Source organism: Streptomyces sp. NPDC056734, assembly GCF_042790455.1.
Taxonomy (GTDB): domain Bacteria; phylum Actinomycetota; class Actinomycetes; order Streptomycetales; family Streptomycetaceae; genus Streptomyces.
This window is the reverse complement of the sequence record NZ_JBHTZD010000001.1, coordinates 164,308-181,967: the sequence shown is the minus strand read 5'-3', so window position 1 is coordinate 181,967 and position 17,660 is coordinate 164,308. Positions and strand designations below refer to the sequence as shown.

Genomic DNA, 17,660 nt, shown 5'->3' with positions numbered 1-17,660 from the left:
CTCACACGGGGTCGCTCCGGCGGGCGTCGAACCCGTACTCCAGCAGGACGTCACGGGGGATGACGTCCAGGGCTCTGACATTGGTGGCGGCGAGATTGACGGGGCAGGCGTGTCCGGCCTGGTACGCCTCCCACCACTTGGCGGCGATGACACACCAGTGGTCGCCCGGCTTGAGGCCGGGGAAGTCGAGGTCGGGGCGGGGGGTGGCGATGTCGTTGCCGATGACGGTCTGGTAGGCGATGAACTGCTCGTCGACCACCGCGCACACCGTGTGGCCCTTCGGGTTGTCCGGGCCGGTGTGGCAGTAGCCGTCGCGGCGGTAGCCGGTGACGGGGTCGAAACCGCAGGCTTCGAGGGGCTCGCCCAGGACGTTCAGCGCGGGCTCGGTCATGGTGTGCTCCTGACGGGGGTCGGATGGGTGGGTGACGTCGGCGGCGCCGGGCAGGCGAAGATCCGCTCCTCGAACTCGGCCCCGATACGGGCGAGTCGCGCGTCGGAGCCGGGGCGTCCCACCAGCAGCAGCCCGACGGGCAGTCCGTCGACCAGTCCGCAGGGGACGCTGAGCGCCGGGTGTCCGGTGAGGTTGAAGACACAGTTGTTGTCGTGCATCTCGAAGGGCAGGTCGGAGCCGATGACCGCCTCGTGCGGATCGGCGGGCAGCAGGTGCGGCAGCATGGGCACGGTCGGCATCAGCAGGACGTCGACCTCGCGCAGCGCCCGGTCGACCTGGTCACGCAGCCGACGGCGCAGCCCCTGCGCGTACGCCATGACCCGGCCGTGGGTCGCGTCCCGCAGCAGGGTGGCTCCGGTGAGGGCGAGGAGGCCGCCGACGGGGATGTCCTCGGGGCGCCGGGCCATGGCCTCGCCGAACACCGCGCCGAGGTGGGGGTGGTAGGGGCCGGTGTGGTTGGTGCCCTGGAGACGGGACTCGAAGACCGTGCCGAGTCCGCCTTCGACGGAGATCGGCAGGTGGATGTCGCGGCCGTGCCGGTGCAGGGGCACCGAGACCTCGCGGACGGTGAGGCCCAGTGACTCCATGGCGTGGGCTGATTCCCGTACCCGCTGGTCCACGCGCGGGTCGGAGCGGTCCGGCCAGTCGAAGCCCTCGGTCACCATGCCCACCCGCAGTCCGGTGAGGTCGCGGGCGTAGGTGGCGGTGTAGGACTCGGCTGTGGCCGGTTGGGCGGTGGCGTCGAGGAAGGCGGGCAGGTCGGCGGCGTGGCGGGTGAGGACGCCGATGTGGTCGAGGGTGCGTTCGGTGGGCATGGCGCCGTCGTAGTCGATGGTGCCGTAGGTCGGTTTGAGGCCGAAGACTCCGCACCAGGCGGCGGGGTTGCGGATGGAGCCGCCGTGGTCGGTGCCGATGCCGTAGTCGGCGGCGCCGGTCGCCACGAGGACGGCGGCGCCGCTGGTCGAGCCGCCCGCGGCCCGGGCGCTGTCCCAGGGGTTGGTGACCGGGCCGGTGACGCTGGTGAAGCTGGAGCCGGAGTAGCAGAGGTCCTCGCAGACGGAGGTGCCCAGGACGATGGCTCCGGCCGCGCGGACGCGCCGGACGACGGCCGCGTCCGAGCCCGGGACGAACCCGGCCATGAGGCGGCTGCCCAGGGTCATGGGCACGCCGCGCACCGCGATGGCCTCCTTGACGGTGACCGTGCGGCCGGCCAGCGCTCCGGCGGCGGGGCGTTCGGGGGTCTCGACGCGGTAGCGCCAGGCGCCGTGCGGGTTGCCCGGGCCACGGGCGGGCTCGGCCACGGCGACCGGCGGCGGCTCGGCGGGCAGCCCCTCGGCCGCGAGGTCCCGTACCCGCTCGTAGGTGTCCCGCATCCGCTCGATGGCGGGGCGCAGTTGCTCGACCAGCGCGGGGTCGAGATGCCAGCGGGTGGCCACGGCGGTGAGGTCGGCGGGGGTGAACTGCCAGGCGGGGGTGGCTGATCGGGCGCTCGCGTGCGCTCCGGTACCGGGGCGGGGTTCAGCGGCTGTGTGCCCCTCGGTGCCGGGGCGGGAGCGGGGTTCGGCGGTCGTGTGCCTTCCCGTGCCGGTGCCAGGACCGGGTTCGGCGGCCGAGTATCCCTCCGTGGCGGGGCCAGAGCAGCGCTCGGCGGCCGCGTGCCCTCTGGTGCCGCAGCCAGGACCGGATTCGGCGGCCGTGTGCCCCTCCGTGCCGGGGCCAGAGCGGGGTTCGGCGGCCGTGTGCCCTCCCGTGCCGGTGCCGGGACCGGGTCCGGCGGCCGTGTGCCCCTCCGTGCCGGGGCCAGGACAGTGCTCGCCGGCCGCGTGCCCTCCCGTGCCGCAGCCAGGACCGGATTCGGCGGCCGAGTACCCCTCCGTGCCGGGGCCAGAGCGGGGTTCGGCGGCCGCGTGCCCTCCCGTGCCGCAGCCGCGGTCGGGGGAGGATTCGGTGGCGCTCATGCGCGGTCCTTTCCGGCCGGTCGGCCGGTGTCGGTCGTGAGCGCCTCGCTGGCCTCGATGAACGGTTCCACGGGGATGGGGGTGATCCCGGCGCCGACGCGTCCTCTGCCGGGTTCGCGGTGGGCCAGGCCGTTGTTGATGACGGGTTCGATGCCGGTGGCGCGGACCTTGTGCACGTCGATGCCCAGCGGGGTGCCCCGGAAGTCCTCGCCGGGGATCAGCAGCCGGGTGCTGGTGCCGGCGCAGATCTCGCGCATCCGGGAGGTGATCCGCTGGGCCTGGGCCAGGTCGCCGCCCACGAAGGACATGATCGCCGGGGCCGCGGTCATCGCGAAGGCGCCGAAACCGGCGGTCTCGGCGATCATGGAGTCCCCCATGGTGGGGGTCACGTCGGCGAGGGTGGCGCCGTCCAGCAGTACCGGGTTCCCGACCGGGGAGGGGACCGTGAACCAGCGGTCGCCGAGGCCGCTGACGCGGATGCCGAAGGTGCGGCCGTTGCCGGACATCGTGGTGACGACGGGGCTGCCGGGGACACCGGCGGCGGCCAGGGTGACCGCCTTGGCCGCGGAGATCGCGAAGGGCAGCGCGAAGTGGCCGTTGCGGGCCATGATGCCGGTGATCCGGGCCAGGTCCTCGCGGTCGGCGGAGCCCCGGAGCAGGCCCGGCGTCAGGGCGGTGAGCAGGGCGGCGCTGGTCGCCACGAGCCGGTTGTGGCAGTCGTCGCCGCGCCGGAGCCCCTCGGCCACCAGGGCGAGCAGATCGAGCGGCTCGGACCGCTGCACGGCCTCGTCCAGGGCGGGCGCGAGGACGTCGCCGAGCATCCGCAGCCGGGCGAGGGTCGCCCCGTCGTAGGAGCCGTAGCGCACGGCACCCTCGATGCCCTCGTTGAGCGGGGAGAAGGTGCGGATGGCCCCGGCGGCGGCCACCACGACCGGGGTGCTGGGGGTGATGATCCCGGCCATCGCGCCCACGGCGCCCGCGTCGTGGCAGGGGCTGATGCCGACCTCGCCCCGGTCGATGACGGCCTCCGCCTCGGCGACGGAGGCGACCTCGCCTTCGAGGAGCAGCCCGCCGATGATCGCGCCCCGCATGGGGCCCGGGATGTCGGCCAGCGCGATCGGGGGTCCGGCGTGCAGGAAGTGCCGTCCGGACACCCGGTCGGTCACCTCCCGCGCCTTGCAGACGCGATGCAGCAGCACCTCGGTGTGGTTGAGGGCGTCGAGGGACACCTGGGTCGGGGACGGCGTGATCGCCGGGCCCGGGGTGGAGGTGGGCATGCGAGTGCTCCTGGGTGGGAGGCGGAGGAGGGAGGGGGCGCGTCTGCTCGCCGGATGAGGGCACGTCGGCGCACCACCGGGGGGGCCGTCGGGCGGTCCGGACCGTCGGGCGCGGACGCCGCCACCCGGCGGGGAAGCCGTCGGGCGCCGGTGACGAGGCCCGGCGGAAAAGCCCGTCAGGTGCCGGTGACGAGGCCCGGTGGAGAGCGCTCGGGCATCGCCCCGGACGTCACGCGGAGGGCGTGTCCTGGGCGCGTTCGGCCATCAGGCGGCGGACGATCTCACGGTTGAGCCGGTTGTGGTGGCGGGCGTGTTCGGCCGCGCGGTCGGGGGAGCCGGAGGCGATGGCCTCGAAGAGCGCGGTGTGCTCCGCGAGGAGGTCGTAGGGGTCGCCGGTCTTGCGGAGCAGCCAGTGCAGCCGCCCTTGCAGGGGGTGCAGCACGGTCTGGAGCAGGTCGTTGTGGGACAGCTTCAGGATCTCGTCGTGGAACGCCTCGTTGGCGTGGCCGAGCGCGACCTGGTCCCCGGCGTCGAGGGCCTTGCGGGCGCGGGTGAGCTGGGAGCGGACCCGGCGCAGATCGGTCTTGGTGGCCCGGGTCGCCGCCTGCCGGCAGGCCAGCACCTCCAGCGCCTCGCGTACGTCGAAGAGTTCCTCGATGTCCTGGGCGGACAGTTCCACGACGACGGCGCCCCGGCGCGGGACGGTCCGTACGAAGCCCTCGCTCTCCAGTCCCCGCATGGCCTCGCGGACCGGGACGCGGGAGACGCCGAGCTGGGCCGCGATCTCGCTCTCCACGAGCCGGGTGCCGGGCGGGTGGACATCGTCGATGATGCGCCGGCGCAGCTCGTCACGGACGCGGTCGCGCAGCGGCTGGTAGTCGGCGTCGATGTCGAAGGAACCGGCGTCGCCGGCCTGCCTGCTCACCGGGTGGTCTCCCTGGTCGTGGCCTGTGTCGTGCGGGCACCCGGTCCGGTCCCGATGGGCGAGGGGCGCTCGTCGGCGTCGAACGGGTAGCGGCGGCGGAAGTCGTCGGCCGCCGCGTCGAAGGTGGTGAACTCTACGCCGGGCAGGTCGAGCCAGCTCTCGAAGAGCCGTTCCAGCATCATCAGCACCTGCGGTCGTCCGGACACATCGGGGTGCAGTGTCACGGGGAACACCGCGTAGTCGAGTTCACGGTAGACCCACTCGAACTGGTCGCGCCACAACCGCTCGACGTCGTGCGGGCTGACGAAGCCATGGCTGTTGGGGGACTTCTTGACGAACATCATCGGCGGCAGGTCGTCCACGTACCAGTTGCCGCAGAATTCGACCAGGTCGACCTCGGTGCCGTGGCGCAGGGGTTTCATCCACTCGTCGGCCCGCCGCGAGAAGTCGATCTTCGTCCATTCGTCGCCGACCCGGGCGTAGAAGGGGTGGAAGTCGTTGTAGTTCTGCGAGTGGTCGTAGGAGAAGCCGAACTCCTGGAGCAGGGCGGCGGTGTCGCGGCTCATCTCCCACCAGGGGGCGACATAGCCGCGCGGGGGTCTGCCCCACAGCCGTTCCACGAGTTCGACGCAGCGGCCGAGTACGTCGCGCTCCTGCTGGGGGCTCATCTGGACGGGGTTCTCGTGGGAGTAGCCGTGCGCGCCGATCTCATGGCCCCGCTCCACCACGGCGGCCATCTCGGCGGGGAACGTCTCGATGGAGTGGCCGGGGATGAACCAGGTGGTGCGGAGGTCGTAGCGGTCGAAGAGCTGGAGCAGACGGGGGGTGCCCACCTCGCCCGCGTAGACACCGCGCTGGATGTCGTTGGGGGAGTCCTCGCCGCCGTACGAGCCGAGCCAGCCCGCGACCGCGTCGACGTCCACGCCGATCAGCACCTTGATGTTCTTGGCCATGGTGTCCCTCATGTCTGTGTGTGGTGGGCGTCGGGAGTCGCGTGCGGGTGCCGGGGTCCGGCGGGGGCGGCGGCGATGGGTGGCAGGTCGGCGAGCAGCCGCCCGTATCCCTGGATGGGTGTCGCGTCGCCGGCGAGCCGCAGTGCCTGCCACAGGGTGGCGGCCACGCTGTCGACGACGGTGACCGGCCGCCGCTGTTCCCAGCGCTTTGCGAGGTGGGCGGCGCGGAGGTTGGTGCAGACGACCGCGACGGTGTCGCAGCCGCGGGCGGCGAGGGTGTCGAAGGCGGTGTCGAGTTCGCCGTCGGTGGTCAGTGCGAAGTCGTAGTTGGTGGTCCGTGCGAAGTGGTGGGCGGCGTGCACGGGGAAGCCCCTGGCCGCGTAGTGGCCGGTGATGGCACCGGCGAGGTCGTCGGTGTAGGGCGTGAGGAGTCCGAGCCGCTGGGTCCGGCAGTGTTCCAGGGCGGCGAGGAGGGCGAGGGTGGCGGTGGTGGCCCGGATGCCGGTGGCGTCCTCGATGGCCCGGCACATCTGCCGGTCGTGGTCGGGGCCGAGCCAGGAACCGGAGGTTCCGTGCCAGGCGATGACATCGACGCGGGCGTCGGCGAGCAGCTGTGCCGCCCGGACGAACGCCTCCTGTGCGAACTGGTCGGTGTCCTGGGGATCGAGGCTGATCCGGGTCACCCGCAGCCGGGTGAAGTGCACGGAGACATCGGCCAGATCGCGGGTCAATGCGCTGGTCACCGGCTCAAGGACGGTGTTGGAGGAGGGGGTGATCATTCCGATCCGCAAGGCGGCCTGCCGCATGGGAGCCTCCCTTCCAGGGCGCTCAGCAGGGATACGGTATACAGGAATGTAGAGAGATGAGGCGCCAAAAATCAAGGCTGACTCCTCATTGACAGTGACTTGGACCACGCTTAGCCTCCGTATACCGGATCCCGGTCGCAGGACCTTCTGACGGGAAATCCCCGGCCTCTACAGATGCGTGTGCGCTGCTCTGGCAGCCCTCGCAATCGTCTGCCCATAACTCCGGATCACGCAGGGTGATCACCGTCGGAGGGACCAGGGCGCGATCGTCGTCTTAGTGCCAGGAGACCCTCGTGTCACCTCTCAGCCGCGCACCCCGCGCCGCGACCTCGGACCGCCATCCGGTGGACGAAGTCCTCCCCGCTTCCCGGCTCTTCTTCTTCGGCCTGCAACACATGCTGATCATGTACGCGGGCTGTGTCGCCGTTCCGCTGGTGCTCGGCGCCGTCCTCGGGCTCGACACCCATACGATCGCGCTGATCGTCAACGCCGACCTGCTGGTGGCGGGCATCGCCACGATCATCCAGAGCGTCGGCCTGACCCGCTTCTTCGGCATCCGGATGCCGGTGGTCGCGGGTGCCTCGTTCACCTTCCTGACCCCGATGATCCTCATCGGCTCCGAGTACGGCCTGCCCACCATGTACGGCTCGATGATCGCCGCCGGTGTCTTCGGGATGCTGCTCGCGCGCCCGTTCTCCAAGGTGCTGCGGTTCTTCCCGACGCTGGTCACCGGGTGTGTCATCACCATCATCGGGCTGTCCCTCATCAAGGTCAGCGCCGATCTGATCATCGGGTCCGACCCCGAGTCGGCCAACTACGCCAGTGTGAAGTACATCCTGCTGGCGTTCGGTGTCGTCGTCGTCATCGTGCTGATGAACCGGCTGTTCACGGGCTTCGTCCGCAATGTGTCGGTGCTCTTCGGACTGGCGATCGGGGCCGTCGCCGCCTGGCTGATGGGCATGGCCCACTTCGGTTCGGTGGGGGCCGCCAAGTGGTTCGGCTTCTCGACGCCGCTGCACTTCGGCGCACCCGAGTTCAAGGTCGTACCGATCATCGCGATGTGCGTCGCCATGATCGTGGTGTTCAGCGAGATGACCGCCTGTGTCCTCGCCATCGGGGACGCCGTGGGCAAGAAGGTCACCGACAAGGACATGGCCCGCGGGCTGGCCACGGACGGGCTCGCCGCCACTCTCGCCGGTTTCATGAACTCGGTGCCCGACTCGACCTTCGGGCAGAACGTCGGCCTGATCAGTCTGACGAAGGTCAAGAGCCGGTACGTCATCACGGTCACCGGCGTGCTGCTGCTGGTGATGGGCGCCATCCCCAAGCTGGGCGAGGTCGTCGCCAGTCTGCCCGGTCCGGTGATCGGCGGCGCCGGCCTGGTGATGTTCGCGATGACCGCGGCCGTCGGCATCCAGATGCTCCAGAAGGTCGACTTCGAGGGCAATCAGAATCTGCTCATCGTCGCCGTCGCCCTCGGGGTCGGCATGCTGCCGGTCGTCGTGCCGGCCATCTACCAGAACTTCCACCGGGACGCCCAGTTCATCCTGGGCAGCGCCATCACGGCGACGGTGCTGGTGGCCTTCGTACTGAATCTGCTGTTCAACCATCTGCTGCCGGGGCAGCGGGGTGCGAGCGCCGGGGGCGGGAGCACCGGGGGCGGCGGCGAGGCCGGTAACGGAGTCGTGGTCCGGGTCGAGGACGGGCGCGGGAGTACAGGTGTGCCGGAGAGCACCGCCGTGCCGGAAGGCGTGGTGCTGCCCGACGGCGCCGGGCTCACGCCCGGTACCGGGCGCACGGACGCCCCGCGCGAGGCCGACGGCCGGGCCTGAGTCCCCGCCTTTCACCCCAGCCTCTCGCCCCGCCCCACCTCGCCCCACCTCTCCACGAACCCGCACGTCAGTAAGTGAAGGAGCACCACCACCATGGGTCACGCACCCGTCTCCGCACACATCCAGAAGATCCTCAAGGTCATCAAGGACGGCTCCCACGACATGACCACGGGATGGAACCTCCCCCGTGAGTGCTATGTCGACCCGGAGTTCTACGCCTTCGAGCAGGAGGCCGTCTTCATGCGGCAGTGGCTCTGTCTGGGCCGCGTGGACGAGATCCCCCGGCCCGGTGACTTCGTCCGGGTCGACATGGGTGACGAACCGCTGATGATGGTCCGCGGCAAGGACATGGACATCCGGGTCCTCTCCCCCATCTGCGCGCACCGGGCCCATCTGGTGTGCGAGGGCGCCGGGAACACGGGCAAGCTGTTCCGCTGCCCCTTCCACGCCTGGACCTACGGCCTCGACGGCAACCTCATCGCGGCCCCGTCCATGAACGACACGATCGGCCTGAAGAATCTGAAGAGCGAGGCGTATCTGCCCTCGCACCGGGTCGAGATCTGGAACGGCTTCGTCTTCACCAACCTCGACCCGGACGCCGCGCCCCTCGCGCCCACCCTCACCAAGCTCACCGCCGAGCTGGAGAACTACCACGTCGACGAGATGGTGAGCATGCCGGTCGCCGAGCTGCGCGGCAACCACTGGAACTGGAAGTCCCAGCTGGAGAACGGCATCGAGCCGTACCACAGCGCCTATCTGCACGGCATGCTGCATGACTTCGCGCATGTCCGGCTGACCAGCTTCGTGGACATCAGCCCCGACGAGGGCGCCATCTACCACCCGACCGGCTTCTATCACCCCGACGCCGGTTTCAACCCGACCACCAAGGCGCTGCTGCCGGTCATCCCGACGCTCGGCGAGAAGGAACGCAACCAGGTGATCTTCGCGTCGATCCCGCCGAACCTCGGCTTCGGCGCGGTACCGGAGGGCCTCTTCTACTATCTGGTGCTGCCCGCCGGACCCGAGCACATGAACCTGCGGATCGGCCATCTCTATCCGGAGGAGAGCACCAAGCACCCCCGCTTCGAGCAGCTCTACCGGATCGCCCAGGACGGTCTCGTCCTCTTCCACCAGCAGGACGCCAGCTCGGACGCGTCGCTCCAGAAGGGCATGCGGTCCCGCTTCCGCAGGCCGGGCCGCTACTCCTTCCAGGAGGAGTCCCTGCTCCAGTTCAACCAGTGGCTGCTCAAGCGGTACCAGGACTATGCGGCCCACGCGGACGGCACGGACACCACCAGCGGTACATCCCTCGCCGACCGTCCCGCGCCCGCCGCTTCCTGACCCACGACACCCCTGTGAGGACCGCCATGAAAGTCACTGTTGACCGCCAGCTGTGCGACGGGAACGGCGTGTGCATGGGCATCGCGCCGGATGTGTTCGACATAGACGACGATCTGACGCTGCACATCGCCGCCGAGATCCCCGACGACCCGGTGATCCGGGCCCAGGTACGGCAGTCGGTCACCTCCTGCCCGATTCTCGCCCTCTCGCTGGAGGAGTGAGCGGCCATGACCGCCACCTCCGTACGGACCGTCGTCGTGGCCGGCGGCTCACTCGCCGGCCACACGGTGGTCACGGAACTCGACCGCCGGGGCTTCACCGGGAACGTCGTGTGGGTGGGCGGGGACGAGGGTGTCGCCGCCTACTCCAAGCCCGCGCTCTCCAAGGAGTTCCTCCAGGGCAAGCTCGCCCGCGACCGGATCTCCCTGCCCCCACCGCCCACCGATCACATCCGGCTGCGCCGCCTCGACCGCGCGTTGTGCACCCGGCTCGACCCCGAAGCGGACCGTGTCCTGGTCGACGGGACGTGGATCGACTTCGACGCCCTGTTCGTGTGCACCGGGATGCGGGCCCGGGTGCCTCGGCCGTTCACCGGGCTGCCGGGTGTGCATGCCCTGCGCACCTTCGCCGACGCGGCGGCGATCCGGGCCCGGCTCACCGGGCGGCCCCGGACGGTGGTGGTCGGCGCGGGCCTGATCGGCAGTGAGACCGCCGCCTCCCTGCGCACGCTGGGGCTGCCGGTCGAACTGATCGCGAGCGGCGCCCTGCCCATGGAGGAGATCGTCGGCGAGGAGCTGGGACGGTTCTGTCTCGACCAGCACACGGCCCACGGGGTCGTCACCCGGGCCTCGACGATGGTCACCGCTCTGACATCTTCCTCGCCGGGCGGCCCGGTCACGGTGGAGTTCGACGACGGTACGGGCACCCGGGCGGACCTCGTCGTCCTCGGCCTCGGCGCTGTCACCTCCTGCGACTGGCTGCGCGGCGCCGGGCTCGACACCTCCGACGGGCTGCGCTGCGACGCGACGCTGCGGACCGGGCGGGCGTCCGTCTTCGCCGCCGGGGACATCGCCAACTGGCCGCACCCGGTGTTCGGCCGGCGGCTGCGGGTGGAGCACTGGAGCAACGCCTCCGCGCAGGCCCGGCACGCCGTCGAGAGCTGGCTGGCGGACCTGGAGGGGCGCGAGCGGCCGGTGTTCGCCGACATCCCGTACTTCTGGTCCGACCAGTACGGGCTCAAGTACCAGATGGCCGGTCACGCGCGCGGCCATGACGAGGTCAGCGTCGCCACCACGGGCCCCGGCGGACGGCCCTTCGTCACGTACTTCCGCGAGGGGCGGCTGGTCGCCGCGGCCGGGGTCAACGCCACCCGCGCGGTGATGCGGACCAAGGCGCTGATCCAGTCGCCGGACGCGTCCCCGGCCGTATCCCCGGCCCCGGCCCCGCACGGCATGAGAGAGACGACGACATGAGCGACGAGCCCAGTGACCTCACGGCCCGGGACAACGCCGGGTCGGACAACACCAGGTCGGACACCGCCGGGTCGGACACCGCCCGGTACGTCATCGTGCGGGACAGCATGTGGTCCCTGCTGAGCGACCGGTACCGCACCAACCGCCGGGCGGGCGGGGCCCCGGCCGAGGACGAGTTCCTCCATGAGCGCCCCTTCTGGCCCGCGTTCACCTTCGAGGACGTGGTGCATGTCGTGGAGGACGGCGTCGACCGGCTCCTGGTGACCTTCCACGACACCGATGAACCGTCGGTCACGCTCGGCTTCCGGATCGACCTGGCCAAGGCGATGACCGAATGGTCCCGGCGGGTCGGCGGACGCGATCCACGCGAGCATCCGGAGATGTTCGCCGCCGAACTGATCTGGTTCATGGTCTGTTTCATCGGCGTCACCGACTTCGCCGCCGCCACCGGCACCCCGGACGCCCCGCACTTGATCAACGACGGCACCGAGATCTTCGGGCGCCTGAAGAACAACCCCAACATGGACGCCTTCGACTCCCACCACTGACCGTCCCACCACCACTGACCGTCCCACCACCGACTGTCCCGTACGCATGGAAAGGGCCGCCCCATGGCCGTCGTAGAAGTCGACCGACCCCAGGACGGCGTCGCGGTCGTCCGCCTGAACAGGCCGGATGTCCGCAACGCCCTGAACACCGAGGTCCGCAGGCTGCTGGCGGACGCCGTGGCCGAGCTGAACCAGGACGACGAGGTCGGCGCCCTCGTCCTCACCGGCGGTGAGACGGTCTTCGCCGTCGGAGCCGACCTCGCGGAGCAGGCGGACCGCGATGTGGTGGGCGCCATCGGCGCCTACACCCACCAGGCGTTCTGGTACAGCGCCAAGCCGGTGATCGCCGCCGTGAACGGAGACGCCTTCGGCGGCGGCAACGAGTTCGTCGCCCAGTGCGACTTCGTCATCGCCTCCGACGCCGCCCGCTTCGCACAGCCCGAGGTCACCATCGGCCTGGTCCCCGGCGGCGGCGCGACCCAGCGCCTGCCCCGCGCCATCGGCCGCCAGAACGCCCTGTACGCCCTGCTCACCGGGCTGCCCCTGACCGCCCAGGACGCCTATCGCCTCGGATATGTCGCCGAGGTCGTGGCGGGCGACGCCCTCGGCCGGGCCGTCGAACTGGCCGCCCTGATCGCGTCCCGTCCCCGTCTCGCCGTACGGCAGATCAAGGAGGTCGTACGGCTCGGCCTGGACGCCCCCTTCGAAGCGGGCATCGCACTGGAACGCCGGGGCTACCAGCTGATGTTCGGCACGCGCGACCTGCGGGAGGGCTTCGCGGCGGTCCGGGAGGGCCGCGAGCCGAAATTCACCGGCACCTGACCCCCACTCACCCGCCCTCATCCACACTCACCCCCCCGCTCTCCCCTGCTCCCCCTCCTCCCCCGTCCCCCGACCACCCGCCGACCGTCGCCCCCACCGGCCGTCCCCCACCAGCCGTCCCCAGATCTCATCCCGCTCAGCAAGTCACTGAGCCGGTGCCCCCGCACCGGCTGGAGAGTGGTGCACGGACATGGAAAGAGAACTCCTCGACGGCACGGGGTCCACGACGCCCCCGGCCGCCCCCGAACTGATCGAGAGCAAGGGCATCGAGCTGGTCGGGCCCGATGAACGCACGGGCCGGCTGCGCGACCAGACCACGCTGTGGTTCTCGGCGAATGTGCAGTTCGCGGCACTGACCGCGGGGGCCCTGTCCACCGCGGTCTTCGGCCTCGACCTCCTGTGGGCATCGGTGGCGATCGTCCTGGGTACGGGCCTCGGCTCGGCGGCGCTGGCCGTCCTGGCCGGTGCCGGTCCCCGGATCGGCGCCGCCCAACTGGTCCAGTCCCGGGGCCCGTTCGGGCATCTCGGCAATCTGCTGCCCGCCGCCGCGTTCTTCCTCACGGCGACCGGCTGGTTCGCCGTGAGTGTGGTCCTCGGCGTGTTCACCGTGCAGGCCCTGGTGGACATTCCGTTCGCCGTGGCCTGTGTCGGGTTCGGTGTCGCCATCGTCGCCATCGCGGTGTTCGGCTACCGGGTGATCCACTCGGTGGAGAAGATCCTGTCGGTGATCCTGCTGGTGCTGTTCCTGGTGGTCACCGTGTACGCCCTGTTCCGGGTGGACTTCGGGGTCTCCGTGGAAGGGCTCGCGGACGCCCGGCTCGGGGTCGGCGGCGCCTTCGCCACGGTGACCGCGATCTGCGCCGCCCGCTGTCTGGGCTTCGCCGCCGCCGCGTCCGACTACAGCCGCTACCTCCCGGCCGACAGCCGCCCCCGGGATGTCTCCCGCCATGTGTTCCTCGGCTCGTTCATCGGCGGCACGTGGATGGGCGTCCTGGGCGCCGCACTCGGGCTCGTGGCCATCATCGGCAGCCCCGCCGACCTGGTCACCGGGCTGCTGCCCACCGCGCTCGGGGTGATCGCGATGATCGCCCTCATGCTGTCGACGGCGGCGTCGAGCTGTATCGACATCTACTCGTCGTCGCTGGCCACGCTGGTGATGGGGGTCCCGGTCAGGCGCTGGGTGTCGGCACTGACGGTCGGCGGCCTGGGAGTGCTCGCCGCCTGGTACGCGGGGACGAACGACTACTACCGCAGCTTCGAGACGTTCCTGATCTTCCTCGGCTACTGGCTGGGCCCCTGGGTCGCCATCATGCTCGTACAGCTGAAGGTCGGCCCGCGCGGCGAGGAACTGCGCCGCCAGCTCTACGACCGCACCCGCCGGTTCGGCCCCGGGCTGATCGCCTGGGTGGTCGGCTTCGCCGCGGCGATCCCGTTCATGAACCAGGCGGACATCTACATCGGCCCCTTCGCGAAGGCGTACCCGGGCGCCGGAGACCTCACCTCGCTGGTCGGCGCGGTGGTGGCGGCGCTGGTGTACGCGGTGCTGGCGGGGCGCGAGCGGCAGCGGTCCGGAGTGACCCGATGACCCGGCACCTCACCGACCCGGCTCCGACCCTGCTGCGCGGCGGCATCGTTCTCACCATGGAGCCCGGCCGCCGGGCACTCGACACCGGCTCGGTCCTCTTCGACACGGAGCGGATTCTCGCCGTGGGCCCGGTCGCCGAGGTCGACGCCCACCCGCGGAGCGCGGGCGCCCGTACGGTGGACGCCACCGGCCATGTGGTGATGCCGGGCCTGCACAACACCCATCTCCACTCGGGCCTGTTGCGCGGCACCGCCGAGTCACTGTCGCTGTGGGACTGGCTGAAGTACCACGTGGACCCGGCGCACCGCGCGATGACCCCGGAGATCGCGCGGGCGGCGGCCGAACTCGCCTACACCGAGGGCCTGCTCGCCGGGACCGTCTCCGTCCTCGACATGTGGCGTTTCCAGGAGGGCGGCGCCGAGGTGGCCGCGGCCCTCGGAATCCGGGCCACGCTCGCCCCCTACACGGCGGATCTGGAGCCGTACACCTACTTCGAGACGCTGGACAGCAACTTGCGCCTGCTGGAGTCCGTCGCGGACCGGGCCGATCCGCTGATCCGGGCGTGGGTCGGGCTTGAGCACTGGCTGTACAGCACGGAGTCCGGCATCCGCAAGGCCGTGGATCTCGCCCGCTCCTGGGAGACCGGCTTCCACACCCATTCCTCGGAGAGCGTCTGGGAGGTCCAGGAGTGCCTGTCGCGCTTCGGGCGCAGGCCGATCGAGCAGTTCTACAACTGGGGCATCCTCGGCGAGGACAGTGTGGTCGCCCATTGCGTCTGGCTGGACGACCGGGAGATCGAACTCCTCGCCCGGACCGGCACCTCGGTCGCCCACTGCCCCTGCTCCAACATGAAACTCTCCTCCGGCGCCGCGCCCGTGCGGCGACTGCGCGAGGCGGGGGTGACGGTCGGGCTGGGCACCGACGGGGAGAAGGAGAACAACAATCTCGACCTCGTGGAGGAGATGAAGTTCGCCTCCCTCCTCCAGAAGGTCACCACCCTCGACCCCACGTCGGGCGACCCCTGGGACATCCTGGAGATGGCGACGATCGGCGGGGCCCGCACCCTGGGTCTGGCGGCCGTCTCCGGCACCCTCACCCCCGGCAAACAGGCCGACCTCATCACCCTCGACCTGCGCGCCCTGCACCTCACTCCCCTCCTGCACGGCCCCGACTTCAACGCGGCGGCACATGTGGTGTTCTCCGCGTCGGGACATGACGTGGACAACGTGTGGGTGGCCGGCCGCCGGCTGATGGCCGACCGCACCCTGCTCACGGCCGACGCGGACGACGTACGACGGCACGCGCAGGACGCGGCGGAGGAACTCTTCGGGCGGGTGGCGGCGTTGCGGGACAGCGGGGATGTGCCGCTGCGTCCGCCATCGACGGGAGGAGAGGGCGGGTGATGGTGGGGGGCGGGGCCCGGCGCGCATCGCCGGGCCCTGCCCCCCACCGGTGCCGGCGCGCTACAGCGCCCGTTCCAGCCGTTCCGCCACCAGCTTCACGAAGCGGCCCGGGTCGGCGGGCTGGCCGCCCTCGGCGAGGATGGCGAGGCCGTAGAGGAGTTCGACCGTCTCGGTGAGGGCCGTGTCCTCCTCGCCCCGGCCGTGGGCCTCGTTGAGGGCCTTCACCAGCTGGTGGCCCGGGTTGAGTTCGAGGATCCGCTTGGTCTTCGGGACCTCCTGGCCCATCGCCCGGTACATGTTCTCCAGGGCGGGGGTGAGTCCGTCGGAGTCGGAGACGACACAGGCGGGCGACACGGTGAGCCGGGAGGAGAGCCGGACGGCCTTGACATCCTCGGCCAGCCGCTCGGTCATCCAGGCCAGGAGGGCCGCGTACTCCTCGGTCCGCTTCTCCTTCTCCGTGTCGGCGATCTCGTCGTCGTCCGCGCCCAGGTCGATCTCGCCCTTGGTGATCGAGCGCAGCTTCTTGCCGTCGTACTCCCCCACGGCGTCGACCCACACCTCGTCGACGGGGTCGGTGAGCAGCAGCACCTCGATGCCCTTGGCGCCGAAAGCCTCCATGTGCGGGGAGTTCTCCAGCGCCTGCCGGGAGTCGCCGGTGATGTAGTAGATGTCGTCCTGGCCGTCCTTCATCCGCTCGGCGTAGGCCGCGAGGGTGGTCGGCTCGTCGGCGTCGTGGGTGCTCGCGAAGGAGGAGGCGGCGAGGAGGGCGTCACGGTTGTCGGGGTCGGTGATCAGCCCCTCCTTGAGGACGGCGCCGAACTCCCGCCAGAAGGTGGTGTAGCGGTCCGGGGCGGAGGTCCTCAGGTCCTTGACCGTGGACAGGATCTTCTTCGTCAGCCGGCGCTGCATCATCAGGATGTGCCGGTCCTGCTGGAGGATCTCCCGCGAGACATTGAGGGAGAGGTCCTGCGCGTCCACGACGCCCTTGACGAAGCGCAGGTAGGACGGGAGGAGTTCCTCGCAGTCGTCCATGATGAAGACGCGCTTCACATAGAGCTGGACGCCACGCTGATAGCCCTGGGTGAACAGGTCGTGCGGGGCGTGGGAGGGGATGTACAGCAGCGCCTGGTACTCGAAGGTGCCCTCGGCCTGGAGGCGGACGGTCTCCAGGGGGTCGCGCCAGTCGTGGCTGATGTGCTTGTACAGCTCGTGGTACTCGTCGTCCGACACCTCGTTGCGCGGCCTGGCCCACAGCGCCTTCATCGAGTTGAGTGTCTCGGGCTCGGGGGTGTCCTCGCCGTCGCCCTTCTCGGGGACGAGCCGGACCGGCCAGGTGATGAAGTCCGAGTAGCGCTTGATGGTCTCCTTCACCTTCCAGCGGTCGGTGAAGTCGTGCAGTTGGTCCTCGGGGTCGGCGGGCTTCACACGCAGGATGACGGAGGTCCCCTGCGGCGCCTCGTCGACGGCTTCCAGGGTGTACGTGCCCTCGCCCCGGGACGTCCAGCGGGTGCCCTTGGTCTCACCGGCCCGGCGGGTGAGCAGGGTGACCTCGTCGGCGACCATGAAGCTGGAGTAGAAGCCCACACCGAACTGGCCGATCAGTCCGTCCGCCCCGGCGCCGTCCTTCGCCTCCCGCAGTTCCTTCAGGAACGCGGCCGTGCCCGAGTTGGCGATGGTGCCGATCAGCTGGGAGACCTCGTCGTACGACATCCCGATGCCGTTGTCCCGCACGGTGAGCGTACGGGCTTCCCTGTCGATGTCGATCTCGATGTGCAGGTCGGAGACGTCGGCGCCGAGCGTGTCGTCGCGCAGGGCGGCGAGACGCAGCTTGTCCAGCGCGTCGGACGCGTTGGAGACCAGCTCTCGCAGGAAGACATCCTTGTTCGAGTAGATCGAGTGGATCATCAGATGGAGCAGCTGACGCGCCTCTACCTGGAACTCAAATGTTTCAGTCGCCATGGTTCGCGAGTACCTCACAGGTCCACTGTTCGACGGAGCTTGTCACGCAGAGTTTAGTGATGTTCGGGAGCGCCGTCCGCTCGTCTCGTCCACCCTTCCGGATCAGGCCATGATCGAAGGCGGGTTCGACGGTGGGGCGTTGTCAGTGGCTGCCTCTGGCATTGTGGTCATGGTCCCCTCGGGCGCGGTCCCGGCCCGCCCCTTGGCGGATTCGGCGGGCCCCTCCCTCATGGCGGCGGACGCCGACCGGGCCCGGGGCGGCGGGTGATACCGGCACTGTCCAGCCGACCGGCCGCGTGCGACCCGGTGCGTGCGACCCGCTGCGTGC

General features: G+C 70.6%; 15 protein-coding genes. 8 read left to right on the top strand and 7 right to left on the bottom strand.

From position 1 onward, the window contains the following. Window position 1: 1 nt before the first annotated feature. From ACFRFC_RS00675 to ACFRFC_RS00650, 6 genes are all read right to left on the bottom strand, one after another. Window positions 2-391, bottom strand: a complete 390-nt coding sequence (locus ACFRFC_RS00675; protein ID WP_382679614.1) for a DUF2237 family protein — start codon at window positions 389-391, stop codon at window positions 2-4. Next, the gene (locus ACFRFC_RS00670) at window positions 388-2,409 is read right to left on the bottom strand and encodes an amidase family protein (protein WP_382679611.1); all 2,022 of its coding nucleotides are present in this window, start codon (window positions 2,407-2,409) and stop codon (window positions 388-390) included. The genes ACFRFC_RS00675 and ACFRFC_RS00670 overlap by 4 nt, the downstream gene beginning before the upstream one ends. After that, a complete protein-coding gene (locus ACFRFC_RS00665) occupies window positions 2,406-3,686 on the bottom strand; it encodes a DUF1116 domain-containing protein (protein WP_382679608.1) in 1,281 nt (426 codons plus the stop codon). Before ACFRFC_RS00665 ends, ACFRFC_RS00670 begins: the two co-directional genes overlap by 4 nt. Before the next feature lie 229 nt (window positions 3,687-3,915). Beyond that, window positions 3,916-4,611 carry a GntR family transcriptional regulator gene (locus tag ACFRFC_RS00660; protein WP_382679605.1) on the bottom strand — a complete coding sequence of 232 codons (696 nt, stop codon included), beginning with the start codon at window positions 4,609-4,611 and terminating at the stop codon, window positions 3,916-3,918. Continuing rightward, entirely contained in the window at window positions 4,608-5,576 is a 969-nt protein-coding gene (locus tag ACFRFC_RS00655; RefSeq protein ID WP_382679602.1) for a polysaccharide deacetylase, read from the bottom strand. Before ACFRFC_RS00655 ends, ACFRFC_RS00660 begins: the two co-directional genes overlap by 4 nt. Beyond that, window positions 5,573-6,370 carry an aspartate/glutamate racemase family protein gene (locus ACFRFC_RS00650; RefSeq protein ID WP_382679599.1) on the bottom strand — a complete coding sequence of 266 codons (798 nt, stop codon included), beginning with the start codon at window positions 6,368-6,370 and terminating at the stop codon, window positions 5,573-5,575. The genes ACFRFC_RS00655 and ACFRFC_RS00650 overlap by 4 nt, the downstream gene beginning before the upstream one ends. Before the next feature lie 293 nt (window positions 6,371-6,663). Between ACFRFC_RS00650 and ACFRFC_RS00645 the strand changes: the two genes are divergently transcribed. From ACFRFC_RS00645 to ACFRFC_RS00610, 8 genes are all read left to right on the top strand, one after another. Next, window positions 6,664-8,202, top strand: coding sequence for a nucleobase:cation symporter-2 family protein (locus tag ACFRFC_RS00645; RefSeq protein ID WP_382679596.1), 1,539 nt, complete (start codon window positions 6,664-6,666; stop codon window positions 8,200-8,202). Window positions 8,203-8,295: 93 nt separating this feature from the next. After that, on the top strand, window positions 8,296-9,543 hold the full coding sequence (locus ACFRFC_RS00640; RefSeq protein ID WP_382679592.1) for an aromatic ring-hydroxylating dioxygenase subunit alpha: 1,248 nt from the start codon (window positions 8,296-8,298) through the stop codon (window positions 9,541-9,543). 26 nt (window positions 9,544-9,569) lie between these two features. Then, window positions 9,570-9,764 (top strand): ferredoxin, encoded by a 195-nt coding sequence (locus tag ACFRFC_RS00635; protein WP_382679589.1) that lies wholly within the window; start codon window positions 9,570-9,572, stop codon window positions 9,762-9,764. A gap of 6 nt (window positions 9,765-9,770) precedes the next feature. After that, on the top strand, window positions 9,771-11,015 hold the full coding sequence (locus ACFRFC_RS00630) for an NAD(P)/FAD-dependent oxidoreductase (protein WP_382679586.1): 1,245 nt from the start codon (window positions 9,771-9,773) through the stop codon (window positions 11,013-11,015). Further along, window positions 11,012-11,563, top strand: a complete 552-nt coding sequence (locus ACFRFC_RS00625; RefSeq protein ID WP_382679583.1) for a hypothetical protein — start codon at window positions 11,012-11,014, stop codon at window positions 11,561-11,563. The genes ACFRFC_RS00630 and ACFRFC_RS00625 overlap by 4 nt, the downstream gene beginning before the upstream one ends. Window positions 11,564-11,626: 63 nt before the next feature. Continuing rightward, window positions 11,627-12,385: an enoyl-CoA hydratase-related protein gene (locus ACFRFC_RS00620; RefSeq protein ID WP_382679581.1), complete on the top strand. Its 759-nt coding sequence runs from the start codon at window positions 11,627-11,629 to the stop codon at window positions 12,383-12,385. A gap of 190 nt (window positions 12,386-12,575) precedes the next feature. Then, entirely contained in the window at window positions 12,576-13,970 is a 1,395-nt protein-coding gene (locus ACFRFC_RS00615) for a purine-cytosine permease family protein (protein WP_382679578.1), read from the top strand. Then, entirely contained in the window at window positions 13,967-15,373 is a 1,407-nt protein-coding gene (locus tag ACFRFC_RS00610) for an amidohydrolase family protein (protein ID WP_382679575.1), read from the top strand. Before ACFRFC_RS00615 ends, ACFRFC_RS00610 begins: the two co-directional genes overlap by 4 nt. A 60-nt stretch (window positions 15,374-15,433) precedes the next feature. On the opposite strand, the gene htpG is transcribed toward ACFRFC_RS00610, so the two are convergent. Then, window positions 15,434-17,332 (bottom strand): molecular chaperone HtpG, encoded by a 1,899-nt coding sequence (gene htpG, locus ACFRFC_RS00605; RefSeq protein WP_382679572.1) that lies wholly within the window; start codon window positions 17,330-17,332, stop codon window positions 15,434-15,436. Window positions 17,333-17,660: the final 328 nt, after the last annotated feature.